General features: G+C 58.1%; 30 protein-coding genes and 1 tRNA gene. 15 read left to right on the forward strand and 16 right to left on the reverse strand.

The window, feature by feature from the left end; all coding sequences use genetic code 11:
• Positions 1-221: 221 nt before the first annotated feature.
• Positions 222-518 (reverse strand): tyrosine-type recombinase/integrase, encoded by a 297-nt coding sequence (locus JAO77_RS20710; protein WP_198992346.1) that lies wholly within the window; start codon positions 516-518, stop codon positions 222-224.
• Positions 519-665: 147 nt separating this feature from the next.
• Here JAO77_RS20710 and JAO77_RS20715 point away from each other — a divergent pair, with 147 nt between their 5' ends.
• The 3 genes from JAO77_RS20715 to JAO77_RS20725 are packed head-to-tail and all read left to right on the forward strand — an operon-like array spanning position 666 to position 1,444.
• Positions 666-806, forward strand: a complete 141-nt coding sequence (locus JAO77_RS20715; RefSeq protein ID WP_198992347.1) for a hypothetical protein — start codon at positions 666-668, stop codon at positions 804-806.
• A 22-nt stretch (positions 807-828) separates the two neighbouring features.
• Positions 829-993, forward strand: a complete 165-nt coding sequence (locus JAO77_RS20720; protein WP_198992348.1) for a hypothetical protein — start codon at positions 829-831, stop codon at positions 991-993.
• Positions 986-1,444, forward strand: coding sequence for a hypothetical protein (locus JAO77_RS20725; protein WP_198992349.1), 459 nt, complete (start codon positions 986-988; stop codon positions 1,442-1,444). Before JAO77_RS20720 ends, JAO77_RS20725 begins: the two co-directional genes overlap by 8 nt.
• A 477-nt stretch (positions 1,445-1,921) precedes the next feature.
• On the opposite strand, the gene JAO77_RS24415 is transcribed toward JAO77_RS20725, so the two are convergent.
• From JAO77_RS24415 to JAO77_RS20745, 5 genes are all read right to left on the reverse strand, one after another.
• Complete coding sequence (locus JAO77_RS24415) at positions 1,922-2,053, reverse strand: hypothetical protein (RefSeq protein ID WP_286192480.1); 132 nt, start codon at positions 2,051-2,053, stop codon at positions 1,922-1,924.
• A 45-nt stretch (positions 2,054-2,098) separates the two neighbouring features.
• The gene (locus JAO77_RS20730; protein WP_198992350.1) at positions 2,099-2,785 is read right to left on the reverse strand and encodes a hypothetical protein; all 687 of its coding nucleotides are present in this window, start codon (positions 2,783-2,785) and stop codon (positions 2,099-2,101) included.
• An 11-nt stretch (positions 2,786-2,796) separates the two neighbouring features.
• Complete coding sequence (locus JAO77_RS20735; protein ID WP_198992351.1) at positions 2,797-3,300, reverse strand: hypothetical protein; 504 nt, start codon at positions 3,298-3,300, stop codon at positions 2,797-2,799.
• A gap of 13 nt (positions 3,301-3,313) precedes the next feature.
• A complete protein-coding gene (locus tag JAO77_RS20740; RefSeq protein ID WP_198992352.1) occupies positions 3,314-4,126 on the reverse strand; it encodes a TIGR04255 family protein in 813 nt (270 codons plus the stop codon).
• 500 nt (positions 4,127-4,626) lie between these two features.
• Positions 4,627-4,699 (reverse strand) — tRNA-Phe (locus JAO77_RS20745).
• Positions 4,700-4,873: 174 nt separating this feature from the next.
• On the opposite strand from JAO77_RS20745, the gene JAO77_RS20750 reads away from it, so the two are divergent.
• The 5 genes from JAO77_RS20750 (at position 4,874) to JAO77_RS20770 (ending at position 10,928) form a co-directional block, all read left to right on the forward strand.
• The gene (locus JAO77_RS20750; protein ID WP_198992353.1) at positions 4,874-6,256 is read left to right on the forward strand and encodes a 4Fe-4S dicluster domain-containing protein; all 1,383 of its coding nucleotides are present in this window, start codon (positions 4,874-4,876) and stop codon (positions 6,254-6,256) included.
• A gap of 29 nt (positions 6,257-6,285) precedes the next feature.
• Positions 6,286-7,194, forward strand: coding sequence for a (Fe-S)-binding protein (locus JAO77_RS20755; RefSeq protein ID WP_198992354.1), 909 nt, complete (start codon positions 6,286-6,288; stop codon positions 7,192-7,194).
• A gap of 144 nt (positions 7,195-7,338) precedes the next feature.
• Positions 7,339-7,824: a hypothetical protein gene (locus JAO77_RS20760; protein WP_198992355.1), complete on the forward strand. Its 486-nt coding sequence runs from the start codon at positions 7,339-7,341 to the stop codon at positions 7,822-7,824.
• 110 nt (positions 7,825-7,934) lie between these two features.
• Positions 7,935-9,857 (forward strand): CHU_0125 family OmpA-like outer membrane integrity protein, encoded by a 1,923-nt coding sequence (locus JAO77_RS20765; protein WP_213019449.1) that lies wholly within the window; start codon positions 7,935-7,937, stop codon positions 9,855-9,857.
• Between the two features lie 117 nt (positions 9,858-9,974).
• Positions 9,975-10,928 (forward strand): DUF4476 domain-containing protein, encoded by a 954-nt coding sequence (locus tag JAO77_RS20770; RefSeq protein ID WP_198992356.1) that lies wholly within the window; start codon positions 9,975-9,977, stop codon positions 10,926-10,928.
• Between the two features lie 144 nt (positions 10,929-11,072).
• On the opposite strand, the gene JAO77_RS20775 is transcribed toward JAO77_RS20770, so the two are convergent.
• Complete coding sequence (locus JAO77_RS20775; protein ID WP_198992357.1) at positions 11,073-11,546, reverse strand: DUF4293 family protein; 474 nt, start codon at positions 11,544-11,546, stop codon at positions 11,073-11,075.
• A 97-nt stretch (positions 11,547-11,643) separates the two neighbouring features.
• Here JAO77_RS20775 and JAO77_RS20780 point away from each other — a divergent pair, with 97 nt between their 5' ends.
• The 3 genes from JAO77_RS20780 (at position 11,644) to JAO77_RS20790 (ending at position 14,932) form a co-directional block, all read left to right on the forward strand.
• The gene (locus JAO77_RS20780) at positions 11,644-12,846 is read left to right on the forward strand and encodes a thiolase family protein (protein WP_198992358.1); all 1,203 of its coding nucleotides are present in this window, start codon (positions 11,644-11,646) and stop codon (positions 12,844-12,846) included.
• Positions 12,847-12,921: 75 nt separating this feature from the next.
• The gene (gene kynU / locus JAO77_RS20785) at positions 12,922-14,202 is read left to right on the forward strand and encodes a kynureninase (protein WP_198992359.1); all 1,281 of its coding nucleotides are present in this window, start codon (positions 12,922-12,924) and stop codon (positions 14,200-14,202) included.
• Positions 14,203-14,272: 70 nt separating this feature from the next.
• Positions 14,273-14,932, forward strand: coding sequence for a hypothetical protein (locus JAO77_RS20790; protein WP_198992360.1), 660 nt, complete (start codon positions 14,273-14,275; stop codon positions 14,930-14,932).
• A gap of 77 nt (positions 14,933-15,009) precedes the next feature.
• Here JAO77_RS20790 and JAO77_RS20795 read toward each other — a convergent pair whose 3' ends face one another.
• The 4 genes from JAO77_RS20795 to JAO77_RS20810 all read right to left on the reverse strand — a co-directional run bounded on the left by JAO77_RS20795 (position 15,010) and on the right by JAO77_RS20810 (position 19,318).
• On the reverse strand, positions 15,010-15,672 hold the full coding sequence (locus JAO77_RS20795; protein ID WP_198992430.1) for a phosphatidylserine decarboxylase family protein: 663 nt from the start codon (positions 15,670-15,672) through the stop codon (positions 15,010-15,012).
• A gap of 316 nt (positions 15,673-15,988) precedes the next feature.
• On the reverse strand, positions 15,989-17,278 hold the full coding sequence (locus tag JAO77_RS20800; protein ID WP_198992361.1) for a Glu/Leu/Phe/Val family dehydrogenase: 1,290 nt from the start codon (positions 17,276-17,278) through the stop codon (positions 15,989-15,991).
• Between the two features lie 152 nt (positions 17,279-17,430).
• On the reverse strand, positions 17,431-18,369 hold the full coding sequence (locus tag JAO77_RS20805; RefSeq protein ID WP_198992362.1) for a phosphatidate cytidylyltransferase: 939 nt from the start codon (positions 18,367-18,369) through the stop codon (positions 17,431-17,433).
• Between the two features lie 16 nt (positions 18,370-18,385).
• Positions 18,386-19,318: a CPBP family intramembrane glutamic endopeptidase gene (locus JAO77_RS20810; protein WP_198992363.1), complete on the reverse strand. Its 933-nt coding sequence runs from the start codon at positions 19,316-19,318 to the stop codon at positions 18,386-18,388.
• A 246-nt stretch (positions 19,319-19,564) separates the two neighbouring features.
• On the opposite strand from JAO77_RS20810, the gene dusB reads away from it, so the two are divergent.
• A complete protein-coding gene (gene dusB / locus JAO77_RS20815; protein WP_198992364.1) occupies positions 19,565-20,554 on the forward strand; it encodes a tRNA dihydrouridine synthase DusB in 990 nt (329 codons plus the stop codon).
• A gap of 46 nt (positions 20,555-20,600) precedes the next feature.
• Here dusB and JAO77_RS20820 read toward each other — a convergent pair whose 3' ends face one another.
• Positions 20,601-21,032 carry a DUF4174 domain-containing protein gene (locus JAO77_RS20820; protein ID WP_198992365.1) on the reverse strand — a complete coding sequence of 144 codons (432 nt, stop codon included), beginning with the start codon at positions 21,030-21,032 and terminating at the stop codon, positions 20,601-20,603.
• A gap of 98 nt (positions 21,033-21,130) precedes the next feature.
• Here JAO77_RS20820 and JAO77_RS20825 point away from each other — a divergent pair, with 98 nt between their 5' ends.
• The gene (locus JAO77_RS20825) at positions 21,131-22,129 is read left to right on the forward strand and encodes a DMT family transporter (RefSeq protein WP_198992366.1); all 999 of its coding nucleotides are present in this window, start codon (positions 21,131-21,133) and stop codon (positions 22,127-22,129) included.
• 65 nt (positions 22,130-22,194) lie between these two features.
• Here the strand turns inward: JAO77_RS20825 and JAO77_RS20830 are convergent, their stop codons facing one another.
• The 4 genes from JAO77_RS20830 to JAO77_RS20845 are packed head-to-tail and all read right to left on the reverse strand — an operon-like array spanning position 22,195 to position 25,109.
• Complete coding sequence (locus JAO77_RS20830) at positions 22,195-22,758, reverse strand: hypothetical protein (RefSeq protein ID WP_198992367.1); 564 nt, start codon at positions 22,756-22,758, stop codon at positions 22,195-22,197.
• Between the two features lie 24 nt (positions 22,759-22,782).
• On the reverse strand, positions 22,783-22,992 hold the full coding sequence (locus JAO77_RS20835; RefSeq protein WP_198992368.1) for a hypothetical protein: 210 nt from the start codon (positions 22,990-22,992) through the stop codon (positions 22,783-22,785).
• The gene (locus tag JAO77_RS20840) at positions 22,989-23,342 is read right to left on the reverse strand and encodes a hypothetical protein (RefSeq protein ID WP_198992369.1); all 354 of its coding nucleotides are present in this window, start codon (positions 23,340-23,342) and stop codon (positions 22,989-22,991) included. Before JAO77_RS20840 ends, JAO77_RS20835 begins: the two co-directional genes overlap by 4 nt.
• Positions 23,343-25,109, reverse strand: a complete 1,767-nt coding sequence (locus JAO77_RS20845; RefSeq protein WP_198992370.1) for an amino acid permease — start codon at positions 25,107-25,109, stop codon at positions 23,343-23,345.
• Positions 25,110-25,224: 115 nt separating this feature from the next.
• On the opposite strand from JAO77_RS20845, the gene JAO77_RS20850 reads away from it, so the two are divergent.
• Both JAO77_RS20850 and JAO77_RS20855 read left to right on the forward strand, forming a co-directional pair.
• Complete coding sequence (locus JAO77_RS20850; protein ID WP_198992371.1) at positions 25,225-26,046, forward strand: carboxypeptidase-like regulatory domain-containing protein; 822 nt, start codon at positions 25,225-25,227, stop codon at positions 26,044-26,046.
• A gap of 50 nt (positions 26,047-26,096) precedes the next feature.
• Positions 26,097-26,621, forward strand: a complete 525-nt coding sequence (locus tag JAO77_RS20855; RefSeq protein WP_198992372.1) for a peptidase associated/transthyretin-like domain-containing protein — start codon at positions 26,097-26,099, stop codon at positions 26,619-26,621.
• Positions 26,622-26,658: the final 37 nt, after the last annotated feature.

Raw genomic sequence — 26,658 nt, forward strand, 5'->3', positions numbered from 1 at the left:
TTGTACCCTAGGTGCACAAAAAAGTCTCACTGTAGTCAGCGAGGCTTTTTTTGTGGCAACAGTTGGAGCCTACGCTATGCAGGGCTATGCTGCATCATGTCATTTCTACTAGCTACGGGCTGAAACCATGTTATCATTTCTTACCTGTGCTATCCTCTGGCTGCACCGAAGTTCGCACACTTTCGGAAGGAGTGTGCGAAGTGTGCGAAGCTGCCAGCTTCTCAAAGGCTGAAAGCGTCTGCGTGTCGCGCGGCCTCCCTCGTCTTGGCATAACGGCGCGTCACCTGAATATTCTGGTGGCCGAGGTTGAGCTGCACGGTACCTAGGTCGGCCCCACCATCGAGCAGCAAGGTAGCATAGGTATAGCGGGCGGTGTGCGAGGTGATGACCTCGTGCATCAGCCAGTGCTTCTCAATGCGCACCGTGCCCTTGTAGCTTACATCGAGCACGGGCCGGTCAATGCCGGCAAGCTTAGCCACCTTCTTGATATCGCGGTTGAAGTCCTGCAGGCAGCTCACTGGCAGCCGGCCGCCGTATCGCTCCCAAATGTCCTGGGCTACGGGTGGGCCGCTTCGCTGCTGGCTGGCATTCGCAAGTACGACTTAGCCAGGTACGACCTAATTCCAGGGGTCACTAACACGGCCCTAGCTCGTGAGCTATTCCCATTGCCGGCCAAAGCTATTCAAGCTGGGCTGCTGGAACTAGGCTTTGACCTAGGCCCGGCGGGCGTCGACGGCAAGCTGGGTCCGGCTTCACTAGCTGCTATCAACAAGGCCACCGCCAACAAGCTACTGGCTGCCATTTAAATCATTTACTTCTTTTTCTGCCATGACAAAGTACCTCCTCACCGCCGCCGTCTGGGCCGCGCTGAGCTATCCCATCTATCAATTCATTGCGCCCTGGGCCGTCATCGTGTACGGCGTGGTATCGCTCATCTGCCTGCTCGTATGGGCTGGCACCCGCAAGGGCTCGACGATTAAGCGCAATGGCTAGCCTGCTCTTCGCCCTCTATACCATCCTGAACGGGGCGCAGCAGGGCATCATTACCTGGCTGTTCCGCGAGTACGTACCCGAGAAGCGCAAGGACTGGGTACATGCGGCGCTGCACTACGGCGGCGTGCTCATCTACCTGCTCATTGTGGGCTACCTGGTCTACCTCACCCCCAACCCCTCCCCCCTAGGGGTGGGGGTGCTGCTAGCCGAGGCCACGGCCGCCCGGATGCTGCTCTTCGACCCGTGCCTAAGCTTGAGCCAGTCGTGGTTCAACTACCGTGAGGGCCGACTAGCTGAGCCGCTGTTTAAGGTGGGTACCATCGCGCTACTCGACCGGGCCCTGCGCTGGCTAGCTGGCGAGTTGGGCATGAAGCCAGAGCACCTGCGGCTAGTGGTGTGGGTGGTGAGCTTGGTAGGTGCTATCCTCCTAGCTATCCTCATTTCGCGCTAGCTATCCACACAGCTTTCCACATTTCCATTAAAAAGGCCAGCCCTATCAGGGCTGGCCTTTTTAGATTGTGAACTTAGAAAAGCAGCGCGCTGCCTTTCTGCTATAAATATAAAAGCCCCGACCTGACCGGCCGGGCTCTGCCTCTATTTCCTTTCGGTAGTTATAAGCACTGTTAGCAATACATTCTTGCCGTCGGGGGCAAAAGCCGTGCTTTGTTGAACACTCAATATTCTTTGACCTGGGAAGTTTCTGAAAAACTGTGACATTATATTGCTGAAAGCCTTATTTGTCCCATCTACAGGGCATAGTTCCGAAAGCAGTGTAAATGCTGGTGCTGGTTGGTCGGCCATAAGAATTGAAGATTATGAAATCCTAATATAACTCACGCCTTCCTAAACCACTTCCCATACTGCTCCTTGGTCAACACCAGTGGCGGCGCCCCCGGGCTCACGTGCTCGTGGTGATTCATAGCAATGGCTACGCTGCCATCCTCCCGATGCTCGACGTGCGCAGCTCATAGGTGCGGCCTAGGCGAAAGCCAGCGTAGCCGTCGCCCACAATGGTGGCCGACTCGCCAATGAAGGTGCGGGTTTCGGTAGTAGTGTTCATGGTGCAAATAAAAGCCCCGCTGGTGGGCGGGGCCTCTTACTTTATTCAGCTTGCAGCGGTAGATGCTTGTTCAGCTTTCTTCTTAGCTTCTGCAGCCTCTTCCTTTGCTTTAACAATCTTTTTTGCATCCTCTACAAAATCTGTAGTGGGCAAATAACTCTCAGGAGAAGCTAAATCCCTTGGAATGTTAGTGGGTAGGCCAACGCGCATGTATAGTGTCGCATAAGCTTGCGACAAATGTTCTCTATACGGAGAATTTAGTCGCACAATTTTCTGCTGCCCCTTAAGCATCTGCTTGACAATAGCAGTATTTAAAGAGAATGGTCTATTGAGCGCAACTACCTGAAAGTCATTAAAACTTACTTTATTATCCTTATTAAGAAAATGGAAAGCAGAATAGCCTCCTTTTCTTAAGTTTTCGTAAGCCTTTTCTACTATTTTCTTGGTATTGTGACCCTTCGCAGAATTTAATATATAATCATCGACGGTTTGTAGCCAAGAAGTAAATGGATAAATAGGGCAAAGCAATATCTCAGATGCTTCTTTCGAGCCAATATCACACGATTGAGTTATAATTACTGCATTCGTGTAAATAATATCAACTTCAAAATCCCCTCTATCAACGGAATCTAAGGTCAAATCATCTGGTAAAACGACGCGAGGGCAATTAAAAACCACGTCCCCTTGCATCAAAGTAGATTCTGGAGGAACGATTTGGTACCAGTCCGACATCCGTATATCAACTAAATGCTTAGGTCAATATTATATGACGTGAGCTCGGCCAAGTTGATATTAGAAGGAGTATCTACAGCCGTTTTACGTACTCGAACTCGTGCTTTATGTGACCGCTGAGGAATGAGGCCCATATCGCTAACAGGTGAGGCTTTAAAATCAGTATTATTTAAAGACACTTCTTGGTCTAATTCACTGATTTTATGGGCACGAATTTTTTGCTTTTTAGTGAATAACCTGGCCCTGAGAACCATTTTGCGAAACTCTTCTGACTCAGTTGTAGCTTGAAGTGCAGAATTCGTTGTCATAACCACGGAGGTAACATCAACTGATTGCGTGGCAAGCGATGGAATTGGTGCTGCTGTATTAAGCAATGCGCATAGTACCGCTAAGGGTAACTTACGATTAACATTTGACAAGCCATTGTTCGAAGGACGCGTAAAGGAAGCAAAAGCATACGTTTGCTCGATTCGCGATACCTGGTCTATCGTGAGAACTTGATCGAAGCGGTCCATGGCGTTTGTTTGTCTAGGTGGGAGAGGAGTCTATGTTCTTATTTATAATTTCTAACAATTCAGGATTTATAGACCAATTAAATACATTGAATAATTCATCATTTATAGTTTGAAAAACTGCGTTCAGGTTAGAAAAGCTATTTTCTTCTGACGTATTTAGTATATCAATATCTAGTATAAATTCTCTACTTTTATCGGGGCCAGGCTCTGGAGTAATACCGTATACCAAGTCTAAACGGTAGGGGTCATTTATAAATCTATAATTACTAACGCCTGAATACAGAAACGCAGAAGCTGGCAGCGATGTTCCTGTTACGGTTAATAAATTGTGGTAAAGCGCTTTATAAAAGACTCCTAAGGAAAGGCTTAATTCTGTTGGAATTGCTAGAATATTTATCTTTCTAATTGATATTCTAGACAAATTTGTAAGACGTAAAGCTTCACCTATTCTATAAACAGATTTATCAAGGACTCCCTGAGTATGCTTGAAATTTACGTATTCGTTGCCTACTATAGTAAGAGTTAGTTCATCCTCTTTAATTGAGAATGTACTCTGTCCGCTTTGACTAATTAAAACTAGGTTATTTACGTCAGTTGAGCCAACAGGACTAACAATGGGCGTTTTATCAACAAACTGTATTGCAAAATTCTGTTTTTTACGTTCCTGTGCGATAGGAAACGTGTCAACTAGTAAATCTTGAAATTCTGCGAATCGAGCTGAGATGTCTGGGACGGATGGGAATCTAACCTGAAAAACAACAGTCTTAAGCAGATTTTGTCGCAAGACAAAGTCATCCGTTCGTTGCGCAACAGGAAAACCGAACATACTGAAATATAGTGGGTGGGTGCTAAAAAGTACAGGCCTAGGCTTTCATTGTACGTTACGCCCCACCCAAAGGATGAGCGCGGACTGTGCCGCAAGGTATGGGAATGAGGTCTGACGAATCAATAGGTACTGCTTCCACCATCCACATTCCAACCACTTTTTTTGATACAAAGGCTCTACGTTTAAGCAGGCTTGTTCGGATGTGTCCTCACTCAGTAAGCTGAGCGGTTGCGATACACTTTCTTCATCCGTACCTTATGCAAACCGTGTGCCCGAGAGAAGGCTATAGTGCTCGCATCATAAAAGGCGACTTGCACTTTGGATGTAGCTCATCGGAATAGCTCATAATATGGGCAAATAGCGTTGGCAAAAGTGAAAGTTCGGTGGCCTATTCAGAGCAGGATATTTGTGTTGTGATGACTTCAAGGGCTACCAATCAACACACTTATTCACACACTTATTAAAAAACCCGCCCTAACGACGTGCTGGGGCGGGTTTCGTGGCAACAGTTGGAATCGAACCAACGACACCAGCATTTTCAGTGCTGTGCTCTACCAACTGAGCTATGTTGCCGGGGTTTTCCGTAGACCACCTGAGCGGCTTGGGAGCGCAAAGGTACGCCAGAATGGTTACCACGCAAGTTTTTGCGCAATAATTTTTCTAACCCGGCTGTTTGCCCCCGCGAAAGTAGTCGTCATGCCTACTAAATTGCAGCCTCATCCCACCCCGCTAGCTTACCTTTACTTCATGTTGCAACCCATCCTTTTCGCGCTGCTGTTGCTGGTAGCGTTCGGCCTGTTTACCTGGCAGGTGCGCAAAATCAGGGCTAACATCCTGGTTGGCCGCGACCGGGACATGAGCGGTCATTTTTCCGAGCGCCTCAACAAAACAGTGCTTGTTGCCTTTGGCCAGCAAAAAATGTTTAAGCGCCTCACACCGGCCCTGCTGCACCTAGTGGTGTACGTGAGCTTCCTGGTCATCAACGTCGAGGTGATTGAAATCATCATCGACGGCCTGTTTGGTACGCACCGGGTGCTGCGCTTCCTAGGTTCGGTCTACGATGTGATGATGGCGACCAACGAGTTGCTAGCAGTGCTCGTGATAGTAGCGGTAGCAGCCTTCTGGTGGCGCCGCAACCACAACCCGCCCGTGCGCCGCTTCACCGGGCCCGAGCTGCGCATGTGGCCTAAGCTCGATGCCAATATCATTCTCTACATAGAAGTAGCCCTGATGGTGGCGCTGCTCTTCATGAACGCCGCCGACATTCGGCTGCACGAGCTACGGCGCGAAGAATTGCCGGGCACCTTCCCGGTTAGCCAGTTTTTGGCGGGTTTGCTGCCAGCCGGCAGTGAAACGGCCCTGGAAGTATTGGAGCGCACCGGCTGGTGGATTCACATCATCGGCATCCTGTTGTTCCTCAACTATCTGCCTAGCTCCAAGCACTTCCACATCATTATGGCGTTCCCTAATGTGTGGTACTCGCGCTTAGTGCCGCAGGGGCAGTTCTCCAACGTGGAGAGCATCACCCACGAGGTGAAGGCCATGATGGACCCCAGCTACGAGGTGCCCGCCCCCCCCGTGGGTCCCGATGGCTCGGCCCTGGCGCCTACTCCGTTTGGGGTGAAGGACGTGGAAGACCTGGCCTGGACCAACCTGATGCAAGCGTACTCGTGCACCGAGTGCGGGCGCTGCACCTCGGTGTGCCCCGCCAACCTGACGGGCAAGCTGCTCTCGCCGCGCAAAATCATCATGGATACCCGCGACCGGGTGGAGGAGAAGTACAACTCGCCGCTCATCTTCCACCCAAATGTGTACGGGGAGGAGGCCAAGCACGAGCCCATCACCGACCTCGCCAATGCCACGCTGCTGCGCGGCAAAGTGACGCCTGAAGAACTGTGGGCCTGCACCACCTGCAACGCCTGCGTAGAAAGCTGCCCAGTGAACATCAACCCGCTGGAAAGCATTGTGGAGATGCGCCGCTTCTTGGTGCTCGAAGAATCGGCCGCGCCCAACTCGCTCAACATCATGTTCTCGAACATTGAGAACAACGGCGCGCCGTGGGCTTTCTCGCCCTCCGACCGCCTCAACTGGGCCGATGACCTCTATGTAGCGGAGAAGGCAACCGTATAGTTTATTGATTTATAGCATCCTATAGTTTTATGACGCCTACCTCCTCCCCCGCCACCCCTGCCAAGCGCCAGTTTACTGTGCCCACCGTGGCCGACCTTGCGGCGCAGGGCAAGACGCCCGAAATCCTGTTTTGGGTAGGCTGCGCCGGGGCTTTCGACGACCGCTACAAGCGCGTGACCCGCGCCTTTGCCCGCATCTTGGAGCACGTGGGCACCGACTACGCCGTGCTGGGCCTGGAAGAAAGCTGCACCGGCGACCCCGCCAAGCGCGCCGGCAACGAGTTTCTGTTTCAGATGCAGGCCATGCAGAACATCACGACGATGAATGGCTACGGCATCAAGAAAATCGTGACGGCCTGCCCCCATTGCTTCAACACGATTAAGAACGAGTACCCCGCCCTAGGTGGTGAGTACGAGGTTATTCACCACAGCACGTACCTGCAACAGCTCATCAACGAGGGCAAGGTGGCCGTGAAGGGCGGCGAGAGCTTCCAGGGCCGCCGCATCACGTTTCACGATAGCTGCTACCTAGGGCGTGCCAACAACATCTATGAGGCTCCGCGCGATGTGCTGGCTGCCCTCGATGCTGACCTAGTAGAGATGAAGCGCAGCCGCGCCAACGGTCTGTGTTGCGGCGCGGGCGGCGCCCAAATGTGGAAAGAGCCGGAGCCCGGCAAGAAGGACATCAACATCGAGCGTACCGAGGAGGCCCTAGCTACCCTCAGCGGCCAGGCCGCGGCGCTAGACAACCTGCGCGGCGTCGAAACCGAGCGCACCGCCCCGAGCGAACATAGCCTGCAGGGCGCCATCATTGCAGTAAGCTGCCCCTTCTGCATGACCATGATGAGTGACGGCGTGAAAAACAAAGAGCAGGAGAGCGCGGTGCAGGTATTTGACCTGGCCGAACTGATTGCTTCGGCGGAAGGAATCAACGCCTAGGTACCGCAGATTCAAACGGATTTGTCGGATGGAACGGATACGCCCGCCTCTGGCGGGCTGACTGCTACCTTTGGTCTAAGTAGTTAGCCCATTGGAAGCGGGCGTATCCGTTCCATCCGACAAATCCGTTTGAATCTGCGGTCTATGTATGTAACCTTCGACCACCTGCCACCCCAAGCCCGCGTGTGGATTTACCAGGCCAGCCGCCCCCTCGACGAGGCCGAGCTAGTGCAGGTGCTGCCGCGCCTCGCCGCCTTTGCCGAGGAATGGACCAGCCACGGCCGGCAGCTAGCAGCGTCGGCGCAGTTTCTGCACCGGCAGTTTTTGGTAATCGGGCTCGATGAGGCCATGGCCGGCGCCAGCGGCTGCTCGATTGATGCCTCAGTGCGTTTTGTGCGCGAGTTGGAACAACGCCTAGGCGTTGACTTGTTAGAAAAGTCGCGCATGGCCTTTCTCAACGAGGGCCAACTGCAGTTGCTCAGCCGGCGCGAACTGCGCGAAGCTATTACGGCCGGCCAAATAACTGCCGACACGCCGTACTTCAACAACACCCTGACTACTAAGGATGAGCTGGCCAATAGTTGGCCCGCACCAGCCGGTCAAACCTGGTTGGCTTCTTATTTCAAGTAGTAACTGCCTTAGGCAGACTAGGGGGCTGCTTTGGTGCGTTGTATTATTGCCTACTAAATTATACTTCCGCCCGTTCCGGCTGCATGGCTTTTCTAATTACTTATTCGTCAATGCGTAATTTTTCAGTTATTGGGGCGGCGGCTGGCGCGGTGCTTTTGCTTGGCAGTTGCGCCACCTCGGGCAGCATGAGTAAGGCCGACAAGCGCTTTGCACGGGGCGAGTATGAGCCGGCCATTGTGCTTTACAAAGCCGACGTAGCCAAGGGCAAAGGCGCCGCCACTGCCAACTTTCGCATTGGCGAAGCCTATCGTCTCTCCAACCGCCTCGACCAAGCTGAGTCTTTCTACAAAGCAGCCCTCGATGGCGGCCTGCGCAACGCCGACCTGGCCTACCGCTACGCCGAGGCACTGAAAGCCAACGGCAAGTTTGACGAAGCTGCTAAGCAGTTTACCGCCTACGCCCAAAACGGTACCAACCGCACCCTAGGCGCCCGCGCCGAGGCCGCTGCCCGCAGCGCCACGGCCAGCAAGGCGCTGGTGGGCTCTGCCCCGGGCTACGATATCAAGCCGCTCGATGCGCTGAACACGCCCGAATCTGACTTTTCGGCGGCACGCATGCCTGGCAGCGGCGAGTTGGTCTTTGCCTCGGGGCGCGACGGCAAGACCTACCTAGGCAACGGTGGCAAATTCTTGTCGCTCTACGCGCAGAAGTTCGACGACCCCACGGCCATGACCGGCGGCACTGCCCGCAAGCTGGAGCCTATCTTCAATAACACCAAGGAGCACCAAGCCAGCGCTACTTACACGCCTGACGGCAAAACGATGGTGTTTGCCCGCTCGAACGATGGGTCGAGAAAAGGCTACCGCAGCGTCGATTTGTGGATTTCCTACTTCCGAGATGGCGCCTGGACTACGCCCATTTTGGCTAATATCAACGACCGCACGGCCGACGACTTTTCGCCCGCTTTTGCGCCCGATGGTACTACGCTTTACTTTTCCTCGGCTCGCAAAAGCGGCCTAGGGGGCAATGACCTGTACAAGGCTACCCTAGGCGCCAACGGCCGCTTCTCGCCCGCCGAGAACCTGGGTGACCAAGTCAATACGGTAGGCAACGACAACTTTCCTGGCATTGCGCCCGATGGCACGCTGTACTTCTCTTCGGATGGGCACCCAGGCTTTGGTAAGCTTGACATCTTTAAGTACCAAGGCGGCAAGGTAACCAACCTAGGAGCGGGCGTGAACTCGGCGGGCGACGATTTTGCGCCCTTTTTCACCGGCCCCGACCTCGGCATCTTCTCCTCAAACCGTGAGGGCGGCAAGGGCTCCGACGACCTGTACACGTTCAAGAAGAATCCGCGCAAGGTGGTTACCTTCTACGCCGACGTGACCGTGGTAGAGCGCGACGATAAGGCCAAAACAACTACGCCAATCGCGGGCGAAACGGTGACCATCACCGACGGCCGCGGCCGCAAGCAGGACGTGCCTACCGGCGCCGATGGCAAGTTCAGCATCAAGCTCGACTCGGCGCAGACCTACGCGCTGTTTACTGACCGGCCGGGCGACTTCACGGCGCGGGGCTCACTGAGCACTGTGGGCCGCTACCCCACCCAAGAGTCGCTGACGCAGCCGCAGACGGATATACGACTACCGATTACCTTGACACTCAGCAAGATTATTGTCAACAAGGCCATCGAAGTCAAAGACATTTTCTACGACTACGACAAGTACGCCATCCGTCCCGATGCCGCTGTGCGCCTCGATACGCTGGTGCAAACCCTGCAGGATAACCCCAAGATTAACATCGAGCTAAGCTCGCACACCGACCAGCGCGGCAAAGACGCCTACAACCTCAAGCTCTCGCAGCAGCGGGCCGAATCGGCCGTGGCTTACATTGTGAGCAAGGGCATTACTAAGAGCCGCATCACGGCCAAAGGCTACGGCGAAACCCGGCCCATCGTGAAAGACCCCAAGTCGGAAGCCGATTACCAGCGCAACCGCCGCACCGAGTTCAAAGTGACACGCATCGACAAGTAGATGCCTTCTGGCAAGACCTAGGCCCCCGCACTGCGGGGGCCTTTTTTGTTGGCACGCCATTTGGATTTAGCTGGCGCAGGTCCCCGAAATACGTCGCCGGCCCTCTCCCCTCTAGGTATGAAAACGTTCTTTACGCTTGTGGCTGCCGCCCTACTTACTTGGGTAGCCAGCACTCCGGCTGTCGCTGCCCCACCCGCGCCGCCTGCCGGCGCCACTTTCGTTTCGGAGCGGGGCCAGGTATTTGGCTTGTCACTAGATGGCCAGCCCCTCACGCGGCCAGTGGCCCGGCAGGTGCGCGTGGCCCGCTTAGTGCCCGGCCAGCACTGGGCCGATTTTAGCGTGCCCACCCGCTATGGGCCGCCGCTGCGCTTTCGCACCGCCGTGTGGTTGCAGCCGGGCCTCGAAACCAACTACGTGCTGGTGCTGCGCCCTGGCTACGGGCCTCAACTGCGCCAGCTAGGTGCCGTGCCGCTGGGCCGGCCGGTCTATGGCCCCCAGGGCGGCTACCCTGGCAGCTACCCGCAAGGGTATCCCGCTCCACCGCAGGGCCCCGCCCCTTATAACACCCCTGGTAACTACGACGAGGATGACGAATACGGCCCACCCGCTGGCCCCGGCTACGGCAACACGCCCTATGGCAACGACCCGCGCAACGGTGGCAACTACGGCAACAACGGTGCACCTGCCCCTGGCTACCCTGGCGGCTACAACTCTGGTACTGCACCCGGTACCCCCAACGGGGGCTACTACCCCGGCCCGGCCGCTGGCAGTTACCTGCGCCCCCTAGCGCCTGCCGAGGTGGCCGACCTGACCCAAGCTCTGCGCAACCGCTCGTTTGATGATACTCGCTTACCCATCGTGAAGCAGGCCCTGGCCCAAAGTGCCGTGCGCGCTGACGAGCTGGCGCAACTCATTGGCACGCTGTCTTTTGATAAATCGCGCATCGAACTAGCTGAATACGGCTACGCTCACCTCAGTGACCCACAAAATTTTTACCGCGTGTATGATGCGTTGCGCTACCCATCGAGCATTCGGGAGGTGCAGCAAGCCCTAGGGTTGCCACAGCAGTAGCCTGAGAGCAACAACAACACAAAAGCCCCGGTAGCGCGCAGCTACCGGGGCTTTTGTGTTGTTGTACTTAGTTGTTCATTAGTAGAGAAGCCTAGTATTGATAGTTAGGCACTAACAACTGACAACTAAGCACTGCCAACTAAATTACCGCAGCCGGTCGGCGCTGCGTACCAGCTGCTCGTCGCGCCGGATGAAGCGGTTGGCGAGCAGATTCAGCATGAGCGCCAAGGTAGGCAGGTAGAAAGCGGGCTCAAACTGGCCTTCCAGCTTGGGGTTGAGCAGGGCCTCGCCTTTGTTGGAGAAATAAAACTGCAGGCCAAACGTGGCCACGATGAGCAGCAGGTTCAGCATGCCCAGCTTGAGCTGGCCGAAGCGATTGCGGAATAGAAAAATTTCGCGTACAGCAACAAGTGCAGAAGCAATAGCAGCCGCGGCAATCAGAAAAACGGGACCTAGGTCCTTTGGCGTCGGCATCCCAACGGCGTCGAAGCCGAAGGCGTTCATCGTAAGCTCTTGGTGCGTAAGGCCATCGACCTTGTGCCACAGAGGCAGCGCTAGCATACTCAGCATGCACAAGGCCAGCAGCAGCAAAAACACGCTTTGAATTCTTTGTATCATCTTTGTGGTTGTGAAAAACGGCCGACGGCGATGCTGCGCGGCCAGGCCAAAATTAGCCCTCAACCGGCGGACTCGCTCTGCCTCAACGCTACCCAGAATGCCCAATGCGTATATCGTGGATGCCGTGCGCACCCCGATTGGAAAATTTGGCGGCTCGCTCAGCAGCGTCCGCCCCGACGATTTGGCGGCCCTCGTGCTGCGCGAGCTGCTTCGTCGCAACCCTGGACTCGATAAAAGTGCCGTCGAAGACGTAATCATGGGCGCGGCCAACCAAAGCGGTGAAGACAACCGCAACGTGGCCCGCATGGCGGCGCTGCTTGCGGGCCTGCCTGTCACGGTGCCCGGCGTTACGGTCAATCGTTTGTGCGCCAGCGGCCTGCAAAGCATCATGGACGCCGCTCGCGCCATCAAAGCCGGCGAGGGCGACGTGTACCTAGCCGGCGGCGCCGAAAGCATGACCCGTGCGCCCTTCGTCATGGCCAAGTCGGAAACCGCCTTTGCTCGCGACTTTACGGCCCACGATACTACCCTAGGGTGGCGCTTCGTAAACCAGCGCCTGGCCAAGCAGTTCTTCCCCTACACCATGGGCCATACGGCCGAGAACGTAGCCCGGCAGTTCAATATCAGCCGCGAAGACCAGGACGCCTTTGCCTTCGAGAGCCAGCGCAAGTATCATCGCGCGGCCGAAAAAGGTCGCTTCCGCAAGGAGCTGGTGCCGGTATTCGTGCCCCAGCCCAAAGGCGATGCGGCCCTGTTTGACACCGACGAGCAGCCCCGTGTATCGACCCTCGAAAAGCTGGCCACTCTCAAGCCCGCCTTCCAGCCCGACGGCGGCACCGTAACGGCCGGCAACGCCGCTGGCATCAACGACGGCGCCGCCGCTGCGTTGCTGGTGAGCGAAGACGCCCTAAAGCGCTTCAACCTCAAGCCGCTGGCTCGTATTATCTCGTCGGCCGTGGCAGGCGTTGACCCGGCCATTATGGGCATGGGCCCGGTGCCCGCTACGCGCAAGGCGCTGGAGCGCGCCGGCCTAACCCTAGGTGACATAGACCTCATCGAGCTTAACGAAGCCTTTGCGTCGCAGAGCGTAGCTGTTATTCGGGAGCTGGGCCTCGACGTGGCCAAAGTGAACGTGAACGGCGGCTCTATTGCCATGGGCCACCCCCTTGGGTCGAGCGGGGCGCGTATCGTGGCTACGCTGGTGCACGAGATGCAACGCCGTGAGGGTGTGCGCTACGGCCTAGCTACTATGTGCGTGGGCGTAGGCCAGGGCGCGGCCATGGTTTTCGAAAAAATGTAACCTAGGGCGGGCCCTAAGGCCGCTTATTCTCGTTAGTGATTGCGCGGGCTCGTTGGGTCCGCGCTCCTTATTTACATGACCTACAACGCTTCTCCCACCTTTGCCGCCGCCCAGGATGCGGCCGACCCGCTCGCCCGCTTCCGGCAAGAATTTCACTTTCCGCCCGGCCCCGATGGGCAGCCGGTGGCTTATTTCTGCGGCAACTCGCTAGGCCTGCTACCCAAGGCGGCCCGCACCGCCGCCGAGCGCGAGTTTAAGGCCTGGGAAGAACGAGCCGTAGAAGGCCACTTTACCGGCAGCCGGCCCTGGCTGACCTACCACGAAACGCTGGCCGAGGCCACGGCCCACGTAGTAGGTGCCCGGCCCGATGAAGTGGTGGTCATGAACACGCTGACCGTGAACCTGCACTTGCTGCTGGTCACGTTTTACCGCCCCACCGCCACCCGCTACAAGGTGCTGATGGAGGCTGGCGCTTTCCCCAGTGACCAATATGCGCTGGAGAGCCAGGCCCGCCTGCACAACCTCAACCCCGACGATGTCATCGTTGAAATCGCTCCTAGGTCCGGCGAACACACGCTGCGCACCGAAGACATCGAGGCCAAAATAGCCGAGCTCGGCGACTCACTCGCCACGGTGCTATTTGGGGGCATCAATTACTATACGGGGCAGGTATTTGATATGGCGGCCATCACGCGGGCCGGGCACGCGGTGGGCGCTACGGTGGGCTTCGATCTGGCCCACGCGGCTGGTAACGTAGTGCTGCACCTGCACGACTGGGATGTGGACTTTGCCTGCTGGTGCAATTACAAGTACCTCAATTCGGGCCCCGGCGGCTCGTCGGGTATCTTCGTGCACGAGCGCTTTGCCCACCGGCCCGACCTCGTGCGACTAGCCGGCTGGTGGGGCCACGACCAGGCCGCTCGCTTCCAGATGAAGAAGGGCTTCCAGCCTATGCCGGGTGCGGCGGGTTGGCAGCTCTCTAATGGCCAGATTATTACCCTAGCCATCTACGATGCCAGCGTTGACCTCTTTGAGCAGGCAGGCGGCATGGAAATACTGCGAGCTAAGAGTGAAAAACTCACGGGCTACCTTGAGTATCTGATTAAGGACCTAGGGCTGCCCCAGAGCAAGCTGGAGATAATAACCCCAGCCAACCCGGCCGAGCGGGGCTGCCAGTTGTCGCTGCTGGTGCACGAGCGCGGGCGCGAGCTGTTTGATTATTTGGCCGCCCAGGGCATTATTGCCGACTGGCGCGAGCCGAATGTCATTCGCCTTGCACCCGTTCCGCTCTATAATTCGTTTGAGGATGTACGCCGGGCGGGCGCAGCATTAGCTCAATTTTACAAGGAGCAATGAAACAAGAGCAGGCTCGATAGGCAACCATCGAACAGCCAGTTTCTTGCTCATTGCTAATTGCTCGTTACCTATGGAAGACTATGCGGCCAAGATGGCCCTCAAGCCCGATGCAGCCCTGCGCGAATACGTAGCGGGCCACGCCCAATACCGCGAGGAGGCCGTGCTGGCGGCCCTCGACGAGCTGCGGCGGCGGGGCCAGCCCGCGCCTGAAGATGCTGCCTTGCGCCCTGCCCTTGAAGCCACTGTGCAGCAGCAAGCTGCCGCTACCCAGGCCGCGCGCGAAGCAACTACCGAAACCGCCGAAGAAGACTTGCCCCCTCTGTATTCGCCGGCGAGCATTGTGGTTATCTCGGCCGTGGTGTCGGTCATAGCTGGGGCCTTCTTGCTGGGCATCAACATGTACAAGCTCAAGCGGGGCAGCGCCATCGTGGGCTTAGTGTCTTTTGTGCTGGTGTACCTCATCGGTGAGGCGCTGCTGCTGCGGTTTTTGGTAACGCAGCACCTCTTCTCGCCAATGATGGCTTTCCTGCTCGACTTGCCCCTGATTCTGGCTTACATCTGGTGGTTTTGGCCGCGCTACGTGGGCACCTACCAGTTTCAGCCGCGCAACTGGCTGCTGCCCCTAGGTATCTGCTTGCTGCTCAAGTTTGGCCTTGCCTACCTGCTGCTGCTCAACCCCACCGTGGCCCAACTGATGAAGCAGCAAATGGAGCAACTGCAGCAGCAATAAGCAGCTAACTCCTATCAAACTAAAAAGCCGGTACTTCCTTAGCGGAAGTACCGGCTTTTTAGTTTGATAACTACTGGCTAGCCCTTTAGCTGGCACAGCACGGTTTCGCCGCCTTTCACTTTCTGTCCTAAGGTCACTTTGATGTCCGCATCGAGAGGCACAAAGACATCGACGCGCGAGCCGAACTTGATAAAGCCAAATTCTTCGCCCTGGCTTACTTCGTCGCCCTCGTTCACGTACCACACAATGCGGCGGGCCATGGCCCCGGCTATCTGCCGGAAAAGCACGAGCGGGCCGGCGTCGCTCTCCACTACTACTGTGGTGCGCTCGTTGTCGGTGCTGCTCTTGGGGTGCCAAGCCAGCAGGTATTTGCCGGGGTGATACTTGAAGTAGCGCACGATGCCCGACACGGGGTTGCGGGTGATGTGCACGTTGATGGGCGACATAAATACGCTTATCTGCCGTCGCGCATCCTCAAAATACTCTGACTCATATACCTCTTCAATCACCACTACCTTGCCATCGGCTGGGGCCAGCAGCAGGTCTTCGTGGGTGAGCAGGCGCCGGAAGGGCGAGCGGAAAAACTGAAGCAGCGTTAGGAAAGCCACTACCGACACCCCGGCAAAAATGCGGTTGAACACCACATTGGGGCCATTGTAGCGGCTCAGCAACAAGTTGAGGGCCAGCAGCACCAGCAGCGTCACAAACAGGATGCGGCGGCCTTCTTTGTGTATCTTAATCACAGATTCGAACGGATTTTTAGGATTTAACGGATACGCCCAGTTGTGCTGGGCTGGCTATCCGGGCGCAGCGCAGCGCTTGGATTTGTGTGGTTTACGTGAGCAGGCGTAGTTGGTAGACAGCTCGTGGAGCTTTAACGTGCCTAGTGGCCTCAAAAATAGAAAGGCGCGGGCCAACCCGCCCCGCGCCTTTCTTCGATTTGTGTAGCGTTGCTTAACCAATAAGCTCAAACGAGCTAAGTCAACGCCTAAACGTTAGCTCGCCGGAGGCGAGCGTATCCGTTAAATCCGACAAATCCGTTTGAATCTGCGGTCTTTAGTAGCCGCCGCGGAATTTATAAGTCTGGGCTACTTTGTCGATGGCAACCACGTAGGCGGCGATGCGCAGCGAGCAGTTGTATTTCTGGCTTACGGCATACACCTTCTCGAAAGCTTCGGTCATGATGCGGTCGGCGCGCTCCGTCACCATATCCTGGCTCCACTTAAAGCCTTGCTTGTTCTGCACCCACTCGAAGTAGCTCACCGTCACGCCGCCCGAATTGGCCAGAATGTCGGGCACTACCGAAATGCCTTTGCCGTAGATAATAGGGTCGGCCGAGGCGGCGGTGGGACCGTTGGCGCCCTCCACAATCAGCTTGGCCTTGATGTACGGTGCGTTGTGCTCAGTAATAACATCCTCCACAGCAGCGGGCACCAGCACGTCTACCTCCGAGGTCAGTAACTCGTCGGGGTCCATGGGCGTGGCGCCAGGAAAGCCGTCGAGGCGGCCTGCGTGCATGTTCTTGTACGCAATTGCCTCGTCAATATTGATGCCGTTTTCGTTCCAGTATGCGCCCGAAATGTCGGACACACCTTTTATTTTCAAGCCTTTGTCAAACATCAGCTTAGCCGTCCAGGAGCCTACGTTGCCGAAGCCCTGAATAGCAACCGACGTGTTTTCTACCTCCATGTCTAGCTTGCTCATGGCCGCCAGGCACGATACCATTACGCCGCGGCCGGTGGCCTCGGTGCGACCTAGAGAGCCGCCCATTACGAGGGGCTTGCCCGTTACTACGGCCGACGAGGTCTGGCCTACGGTCTTGGAGAATTCGTCCATAATCCAGGCCATCTCGCGGGGGCCGGTACCCATATCGGGGGCCGGAATGTCGCGGTCGGGCCCAAACACGTCCTTCATCGAGTTGGTGTAGGCGCGGGTCAGGCGCTCCAGTTCGCCAGCGCTCATGGTGCTGGGGTCGCAGATGATGCCGCCCTTGGCGCCGCCGTACGGAATGTCAACTACGGCGCACTTCCAGGTCATCCAGGCCGCCAAGGCTTTTACCTCGTCGAGGTTTACGTTCTTATCGTAGCGAATACCGCCCTTGCTCGGACCTAGGATAGTATTGTGCACCACGCGGTAGCCCTCAAATACGCGCACGTGGCCATCGTCCATCGACACAGGCAGGTTTACAATTACTTGCTTGTCGGGCGCCTTTAGTACTTCGTAAGTAGTGTCGTCGAGCCCCAGGATTTCGGCCGCAACATTGAAGCGCGACATCATGGACTCAAGCGGGTTTTCGGTGTGGCCTACTTTGGGAGCGGGCTCTTTGTACACAGTGGTGGCTGCCATCTGAGAAAAAATTGGTGAGGGTGGGTGGGAAGGGAGGTAAAACGCGCTTTACGAAAAAGCGCCGCAAAGGTACGGTATCCGCAGGCGCGCGGACTTCGCGGGCTACGTTTTCCCCACCCTGCGGGCCGCCTACAAAGTCCGCGCCACCTTCCCTACCCCGCCAGCACTTGCAGCAAGGCCAGCACCGGCAGCACCAGCAAAAAGGCGTCGAAGCGGTCGAGCAGCCCACCGTGCCCGGGCAGGAAGGTGCCCGAATCTTTCACGCCCGCGCTACGCTTCAGCATCGACTCGGCCAGGTCACCTAGGGGGCCGAAAACGGCCACCACGCCCGCTGCTACTAGCCGGTGGCTCAGCGGAATATCGGGCAGAAAATACCCCGCGGCCCAGCCCACGGCCAGCGTCAGCAGCGCACCACCGGCCCAGCCCTCCCAGGTTTTGCCGGGCGAGATGCGGGGAGCCAGCTTGTGCTTGCCAAAGTTTTTGCCCGCAAAGTAGGCGCCCGTGTCAGCTGCCCACACAAAGAAAATAAGGCAAAAAACCCGACCCGGCTCGAAGTGCCCCGCGCCAAACGCAATGAGACTTAGCATGGCCATGGGCAAGCTGACATACAGCAGTCCTGTAATGGTAGCGCCGATATTGACGAACGGATGGTTATTATCGGGCCACAGCAGCACTTCGCGCAGTACCAGCAGTACTAGTAGTACCAGCAGCCCACCAAGCCAGAAAGGAGCCGAGCGTATGATGGAAGCGTAAAACCAGGCGTCGGATTCGCCGCTCGACCATCCAAAAAGCTGCGCGTAGTAGGGGTAGCCAACCGTGAAATTGATGGCGGCAAAAACGAGCACCCCAATGACTAGGCCAATCCAGAAAGCGGGCTTGTGGCCGCTGGCGCGCATGATGCGGTAAAACTCTTTGATTATCACGGCCTGCACCGCTGCAAAAAACACGGCGAAGGGAATAGGCCCGCCAAACGTGCAGCCCGCGAGTAGGACCGCCGCCAACGCACCCCAAATGGCACGCAGGCGCAGGTTGCTAGGTCCCTTTTTGGGCTGGGAGTCGGGCGAAGGAGGGGAGTCGAGGGCTGGGTTCAACGGCGAAAAAGGAATATTAGCGCAAGGGAGCAGAGGAGTCGGCAGGGGCTAGCGGTGGTGCGGCTGCTACCATGCGCTGGTGCAAGGTGTAGAGCAGCGCTGCGCTGAGCACGGTCGATAACAGTACCACGGGCCAGGGCAGCGTTTGGTTGGCATCAGGGTCGAAGGAGCTGGGCAAGTGCCGGCCCTGCGCCAGGTAGAGCAAGAGGAGTTGAAAAGCGTTTTGGGTAAAGTGCGCGGCCATCGGCACCAGTATGTTGCCGCTCCACTCGTAGAGATACCCTAGGATGAGCCCTAGCAAAAAGCGCGGCACAAATCCAAAAAACTGCAAGTGCACCGCCGAAAACAGTGCAGCCGTGAGCCACACGCCTACGTGCTTAGAATTGAACCACCGCACCAAGTTGCGCTGAATAACGCCGCGAAACACCAGTTCTTCGGCAATGGCGGGTATTACGGCAATAACGAGCAGGGCCACCAGCAAGCGGGCGGGCGATGTAAACTCGGTGAGAAACTTTGTGAGCTCGGCGGCTTGGTTTTCCTTGTCGCGGGCCCACTGCTCGAAGTCGCGCAGGAAAGCGGGAAAGTGCGCGTCGGCGTTCCACGCCACCAGCGCCGACTGCATAGGCGCCGATACCAAAATCAATAAGCCCGCGGCCCCTAACCACCACACCTGCCGCAAGGGGCGCGGCGCAAAGTAGCGCTCGGCCGGCTGCTTGGGTGCGCGCAGCACCAGTGGCAGCACGGCCGCCCCGGCCCCTAGGCCCGCCAAAGACAGCCCCTGCAGCAGCATCGACACGGCCCAGCCGTGGGGCACCCGCTCAGGAGTGGTACCTAGCTCGCCAAACTGCGCCAGCGACAACCCAAACACCGAGCTGGCCAGCACCAGCGCCAGTAAACTGGCTAGGCACAGCCCCGCCAAGGCCAGCCCCATTAGCAGCAAAATTTGCAAAAGGGGATGCAGCGAGCGGGAAGGCAAACCATTCATAAGGGTGGAGGTGTTCAAGGGGGTGTAAATTTGCGCAATAAAAATTCGTTTGTCAGAAAGCATACGTTTGTCAGTGCGAGGAGGAACGACGAAGCAATCTTTCCTTTTACGCTAGCATACGTTTAGTTAGTCGGCGTGGAGCCAGCATTGCTTCGTCGTTCCTACTCGCAATGACAAACGCTATAAAGCTCGCTAAATCAACTTATTCCAGTGCCTAACATCCGCGATATTCAGCTGCCCGAGTTTCCACTGCTCCTAGCCCCGATGGAGGACGTGAGCGACCCGCCGTTCCGGGCTGTGTGCAAGGCCAATGGCGCCGACCTCATGTACACCGAGTTCATTTCGAGCGAGGGCCTGATACGGGCGGCGGCCAAGAGCCGGCAGAAGCTCGATGTATTTGACTACGAGCGGCCTATTGGCATTCAGCTCTTCGGCTCCGATGTGCACACCATGGGCGAGTGCGCGGCCATCAGCACCGAAGCCGGACCCGACCTCATCGACATCAACTACGGCTGCCCGGTAAAGCAGGTGGCCATGCGCGGTGCGGGCGCGGCGCTGCTGCGCGACATTCCGAAGATGGTGGCCATGACCGCTGCCGTGGTCAAGAACACGCCCCTGCCCGTGACCGTGAAAACCCGCCTAGGGTGGGACAATGACACCCTAAACGTGGAAGAGGTGGCCGAGCGCCTGCAAGACGTAGGCATCGAGGCCCTGACCGTGCACGGCCGCACCCGCGTGCAGCTCTACAAAGGCGAAGCCGACTGGCGCCTGATTGCTAAAATCAAAGAGAATCCGCGCATCAAAATTCCGATTTTCGGCAACGGTGACATCGACTCGCCCGAAAAGGCGCTCGAATACAAGAATCGCTACGGCGTGGATGGCGTGATGATAGGCCGCGCGGCCATTGGCTACCCCTGGATTTTCCGGGAGGTGAAACACTACGTAGCCACCGGCCAAAAGCTGGCGCCGCCCACCCTGGAAGAGCGCATTGCCATGTGCCGCATGCACTTCGACAAGAGCCTGGAGTGGAAGGGACCCAAGGCTGGCATCTTCGAGATGCGCCGCCACTACGCCCATTACTTCCGCGGCCTCGAAGGCGCCAAGCAGTGGCGCACCCGCCTGGTCGATGCCGAGGATGGCGAACAGGTATACGCCATTCTTGAAGAAATTGCGGCCAGCGACGCCGTGCTGGTAGGTTAAGTCCTTTTTGAGCTACCTAGGAATAAAGCCGCCCCCTGGGGTGGCTTTATTTTTTTGCGCGCCGCGCCTCTTGCCGCCGCATGGGCATCTTATCGACGGTGCCAAACAGGTCGGCCGGTGCGAGCGGCTTGGACTCGACGCGCTTCACGCCGCCGTCTTTGCCGATGAGCACGACCGCAAACGCCGTGAGCGACTGCTTTAGCTCCTGCTGCCAGTACTGGCGGTCGGCGGCCGAAAGCTGGTCGTAGGGCAGTTCCAGCACCACAAAGTCGCGCTCCCGCAGTTGGTCGGGTACGGCGGCGAGCAGCTTTTTTTGCTGCTGAAAGTGAGCCTCGCCAGCCGTGGGCGCGCCCACGAGCAGCACACGCTTTTGCCAGTGGCTGGTGCGCAATTGCTGGGCCAGGCCAATGGAGCGGGGCGCCTGGGCGGCAGCCACTACCACGGCTACGATTACAAGGACCAGGGGCAAGATTTTCATTACGCGCTTCATACTAGCGGCCTAACTCTACTTGGGGGCGCCGGGTTGCCTAGGTAGCTGCCTCAGCCGCCCGCCCGGGCAAGGCGTAATTTTGCCGCATGTCCGTTCACTCCCCCCTTTCATCACCCGCTCTCCCACCTAATGTCCCGGCCCCGCCGGCCGTGGCCGCCACCCCCGAGGTGCTGCCCGCCCCGGCTGCGCCCGGCGTGCCGCCTCTGGCCTGGGGGCTGCTGGGGGTGTTGTCGCTGATTTGGGGCACGTCGTTTATCTTGATGAAGAAGGGCTTGGTGGTGTTTTCGGCCCTCGAGCTGGGGGCCGTGCGGGTCAGCGTAGCGGCGCTGCTGCTGCTGCCGTTTGCGGTGCGCGAGGTGGGCCGCGTCGAGCGCAGCCGCCTCAAGTGGCTGGCGCTGAGCGGCACGGTGGGCACGCTCATCCCGGCTTTTCTATTTGCCTATGCCGAAACGCGGCTGGCCTCGGGGCTGGCGGGCGTGCTCAATGCCCTCACGGCGGTATTTGTGCTCTTGATGGGCGCGCTGCTGTTCGGGCAGCGCCTCACGGGGCTGCGGGTGCTGGGCATCACCCTAGGGCTGCTGGGCACTGTGGTACTGATGCTGCTGGGCGGTAGCGGTGGCGACGCGGCCACGCCGGCCAGCAGCGCGGGCAATGCCTGGTATGGCCTCTACATTGTGGCGGCCACGGTAGGCTACGGCCTCAGCGTGAATGTAATAAAGCACTGCCTCCACGGCATGACGCCACTGGCCGTCACGTCGTTGCTACTGCTGCTCATTGGGGGGCCGGCGCTGGCGTTTCTGTTCCTAGGTACTGGTTTTGTGCACAAGCTGGCTACAGTGCCGGGGGCGTGGGCGGCCTTCGGCTACATTGTGCTGCTAGCTACGCTGAGCACGGCCGTGGCTACGTTCTTGTTCAATATGCTCATTCAGCGCTCTACGGCGCTATTTGCCTCGTCTAGCACCTACCTCATTCCCATTGTGGCGCTGGGCTGGGGCGCGCTCGACGGCGAGGCCTTCAACCTGTGGCACGCGCTGGGCATGGTCATTATTTTGGCCGGCGTCTTCGTTATTCACCGAGCCAAATAGATTTAATGAGCAATTAGCAGGGAGCAATGAGCAGACTCGTTAGTCAAGCTGCTCATTGCTCCCTGCTAATTGCTCATTAAACTATACGGCCACACCTGGAAGCGCGGCGCCAGCCCCGCCTGCTGGGGCTGCGCGGCCACGTAGGCCAGGATGCGGGCTAGTTCGGCTGCATCGGCCACGGGGTAGTCGAACCAGCCGCCTTGCCAGAACGGGGCCTCGGGCGGCAACCTAGGGCGCACAAGGCGGCGGCAGGCGGCCTCGGTGCGCTGGTGCAATAGGTCGATGGCCGGGGCGAAAGACAGGCGGCTACCCGCCGGCAAATGCAGCACCAAGTGCGCATGATTGGGCAGAATGGCGAAGCCGTGCACCACGAATCCTGTTTCTTCGAGCATCATGATTTCGCCGGCCAGCACCTCAGCAAGCTTCTCGCTATCGAAATACCGCTGGCCAGTGGGCATGCGGTCGAGCACGGCATCAAACCGGGCAAAAAAGCTTTTCTGAGCCCGGCGGTGGTCGAGGCCAGCCGCGCGCGAGGTGGCAAGAGTCGTCTTGAGTTCGCGGGCGGTGGCGGCTGGAATAGTGCCGTGCAGCCGGAGGGTGATAAACGCGGTTTCGCCGGGTGGCAGCATGGGCGCAAAGCTACCGCCCGGCTACTACCGCCGCAGCTGCCGCAGCCGAACCCACTGCACCACCCGTACCCCGATGAGCAGTACCAGCAGCCCAGGCAGCACTAGCAGCAGCACCCAGGTATTAGCCTCATTGTAAGAGGAATGAGTAAGATTGCTCAGGTTCACCATAAAATCGCAGCAGTACCAATAGGCCAGGTGTATAAGCCGCGTCAAGTCCTGAAGTAGCGTGCTCATAAGAGGTTTTTGAGCTGCTGTATGCGGGCCGCGTCGCGCAGGGCACCGTGCAGCAGCCACCCGAGCAAAGCGGGAATACACACTAGGTAAAAGCCTATATTAACTGCTGCGTACCGTGCCCGCCCGCCCAACATGAGCCCCCGCACAGTAGCCGCATACACCGGCCGCAACTGAAAGTAGGCCGGGCTATTGGCGCGTGTGGCGTGGCGGCAGCCGTGGGCCGCGCAGTACCGTGTGCAGCGGACCGGGTTGTAGGCCCGCGTGGGCGGGTGCGGAGCAGTAGCATTTACCCAAATACCGAACAGCAAGGGTAAAAGGGCCAAGCCCACCGTGAGAAGCACGGGCTTCACCTACGCAGCTAGCTTGCGGTTTAGCTTCGAGTGCTTGTAGCCGTAACCGAAGTAGATGCCCAGGCCAATGAGTAGCCAGGCAAAGAACATGGCCCAGTTGCGGACGCCAAGCTGCGTCATCAGGTACAGGTTGATGATGAGCCCTAGGACCGGCAGCAGCGACAAGCTGCGCACAAACGTGACCACGGCCAGCGTCAGCGTGGCCAGAATGAACACTAGGTACGGAATCTGGTGGGCAAAGCCACCGATAATCTTACCCGTTTCGTCTTCGCGCAGCCAGCCGCGCGCGCCGCTCACATCTAGCCATAGCTCGTGGTTGCTATCGGCATTGTACACGTACACCAGAACCGCCACCACGAGCAGCAACGCTGGTATCAGCCAGCGCCCATTGATATAAGGTACCGTGAAGCGGGCCGTAGACTTGCCGTAGGGGTCGAGAATGAGGATGCCTCCGCACACCAGCGCAAACGCGAACAGCGTGCCGATGCTGGTGAGGTCTACCACGAGGTCGATGTTCAAAAACAGCGCCGGCACGCCCACAAAAATGCCCGTGATAATGGTGCTGAACGAGGGCGTATGAAACTTAGGGTGCACCTTGGCAAACAGTGGCGGCAGCAGCCCATCGCGGCTCATGGTGAGCCAGATGCGTGGCTGGCCTAACTGAAACACCAGCAGCACCGAGGCCATGGCAAACACGGCACTCACGGCCACCAGGCCCGAAAACCACCCTAGGCCCACCTTGGCAAACACAAACGAAAGCGGGTCGCCCACGCCTAGTTCTTTGTAGCTCACCATGCCGGTGAGCACCAGCGTAATGAGCACGTAGAGTATGGTGCAGATAATGAGTGCCCACATCATGGCCCTAGGCAGGTCGCGCTGCGGGTTTTTGCACTCCTCGGCCGTGGTCGAGATGGCGTCGAAGCCGATGTAGGCAAAGAACACCGCCGACACCCCCTTGAGCACGCCGCCAATGCCGTTAGGCGCGAAGGGCGTCCAGTTGGCGGGCTTCACGTAGAACACGCCCACGGCAATAACCACGGCCACCACAGCCAGCTTGAGGAGCACCAGCAGGTTGCTGGCATTCTTGCTTTCCTTGATGCCCACATATACCAGCGCCGTAATAACTACGGTAATAAGAAAGGCCGGCAGGTCGATAACCAGGTGAAAATCACCGAATAGCTTGGGAGCATTTTGCCATAGCACGTAGCTGGCCTGCTGAGCGGCCGTGAGCTTGCCGCCGGCCTGCATGGTAGCTAGCGCCTGCTCGTAGCCGCTGTAGGCGCTTTGGGTGCCGGTGGTAAGCCAGCCAGGCATGTGCATTCCCACCCCATCGAGCAGGCCGGTGAAATAGTCGCTCCATGAGATGGCCACCACGATGTTGCCCACCGCATATTCCATGATGAGCGCCCAGCCGATAATCCAGGCCGCAAGCTCGCCAAACGAGGTGTAGGCGTAGGTATAGGCCGAGCCGCTAACCGGGATGGTAGCCGCAAACTGCGCGTAGCACAGCGCCGAAAAGGCGCAGGCCACCGCCGTGAACACAAACAGCAATGACACGGCCGGGCCGCCATTGAGGCTGGCCTGCCCGATGGTGCTAAAAATGCCGGCCCCAATGATAGCCGCAATGCCCAGGCCCGTGAGGTCGCGCACGGTGAGGTGGCGAGCTAGGCCCCCGCCCCCACCGTGGCCATCGGCATCGGCGGGCGGGTTGGCTAGGATAGACTCGATGGTTTTGCGGCGGAAGAGCGAGGTGTTGCGGGGGGGCATTTGGCCAAGAAAAAATTGGAGCGGCAAAATAGCAAACGGCCAAGTTACGGCAGGGCCGTGTGCAATCGGCCGCAAGCCGGCATCAAGGGGAAAAGCGACTTCTTCTTTCTGAGCTATGCCCCAGCGTTCTACCTCTATTATCCGCATCCCTACCCCCTGTGCCGAAAGCTGGGACGCCATGACGCCTACTGGCCTAGGCCACCACTGCGCGGCCTGTCAAAAAACGGTGGTGGATTTTACCCAAAAAACCGACGCCGAAATTTTGGCGGTGCTCCGCCAAGCAGCCGGCGGCACCTGCGGCCGTTTGCGCGCCGACCAGCTTGGCCGGTCGTTGATGCCCCCTACCCCGCCTTCGCGCTGGCGGGCCTGGCTCGGGGCAATGCTGGCCGTGGGCAGCGTGCTGGGAGCCAGTAGAGCCAGTGCCCAATCGGCCCTAGGTGACTACCACGGGGGCCCGGTACCCGCGGCTCACCCCGCGGGCACCGGGCCGGCAGTGGCACCACCCAGCCCCTTGCGGCCCGCCGAGCCGCCTCTCAGTTCCAACCAGACGAAGACGGAGCCTGGTGGCCCCCTTGTGCTACGAGGCACGGTCACCGACTCCACCACCCACGAAGGGCTACCGGGAGTAACTGTCTTGCTGGCAGGCACTACCATCGGCACTTCGACCGATGTAAACGGAGAATTTTCATTACCACTGGCGGCTAGTGCTGGGCCAGTGCACCTTGTCTTTAGCAGTGTAGGCTATGCCAGCCAAAAGCGCACGATAACGGCCAACTCACCTACGCTGAGCATTTTAATGGCTCCCGATACGCATATGCTGGGCGAAATGGGAATTGTGGTAGTGGGCGGCTTTAGCTACAAACGCCCGTGGCCCTGGCACCCTAGGCGCTTTTTCAATTGGAGCAAATACTGGCTCACGCGGCCCTTTCGCCCTTAACTAAGCTTACCCTGTTCGTCTCATTTACTCTGACTACACCTTTAGCCGCTATGCTTCATTTCGACCACCTAGGCGGGCAATTGCCGCAGTCTATTACCAAGGGCAAGGGGCAGGGCCGCGCACCACATTGGCTGTTAGTGGCAGCCCTCTGCGGGTGGCATACTGCGGCGGCGCAGCCACGACCTGCTGCTACTACGCCGGAGACGCTTACAATTAGCGGAGTAGCGATGGATGACTCGTTGAACGTGCCTATCCCCGACCTATGGCTGTACCTCAACGAAACCAAATACGGGGCCGTAACTGATGCGCAGGGCAAATTTTCGTTCAGCTTTCCGACCGGGTGGAAACACGTGCGAGGCGGCGAATTGCGCATTTTCGTGGTGCCGGTGGGCTACACGTTTAAGCCTCTACGCCGAAGACTCGACTGGCGCACTTATAACCCGGTGCAACCATTAGTGATGCGCCTGGCCTCGGCACCAGGACGCGGGCGACCCAACCTACACGGCTTCCGACTGATGGCCCCGCCCATACCGCCGCCCGTGTACCCTTCGCGCTCGCACACCGGCCGACCCTAGGTCAAACTTTTTGGCTGCCAAAAGCCTTGTGTGAGGG

It is taken from the genome of Hymenobacter sp. BT559 (assembly GCF_016427535.1).
Taxonomy (GTDB): Bacteria; Bacteroidota; Bacteroidia; order Cytophagales; family Hymenobacteraceae; genus Hymenobacter.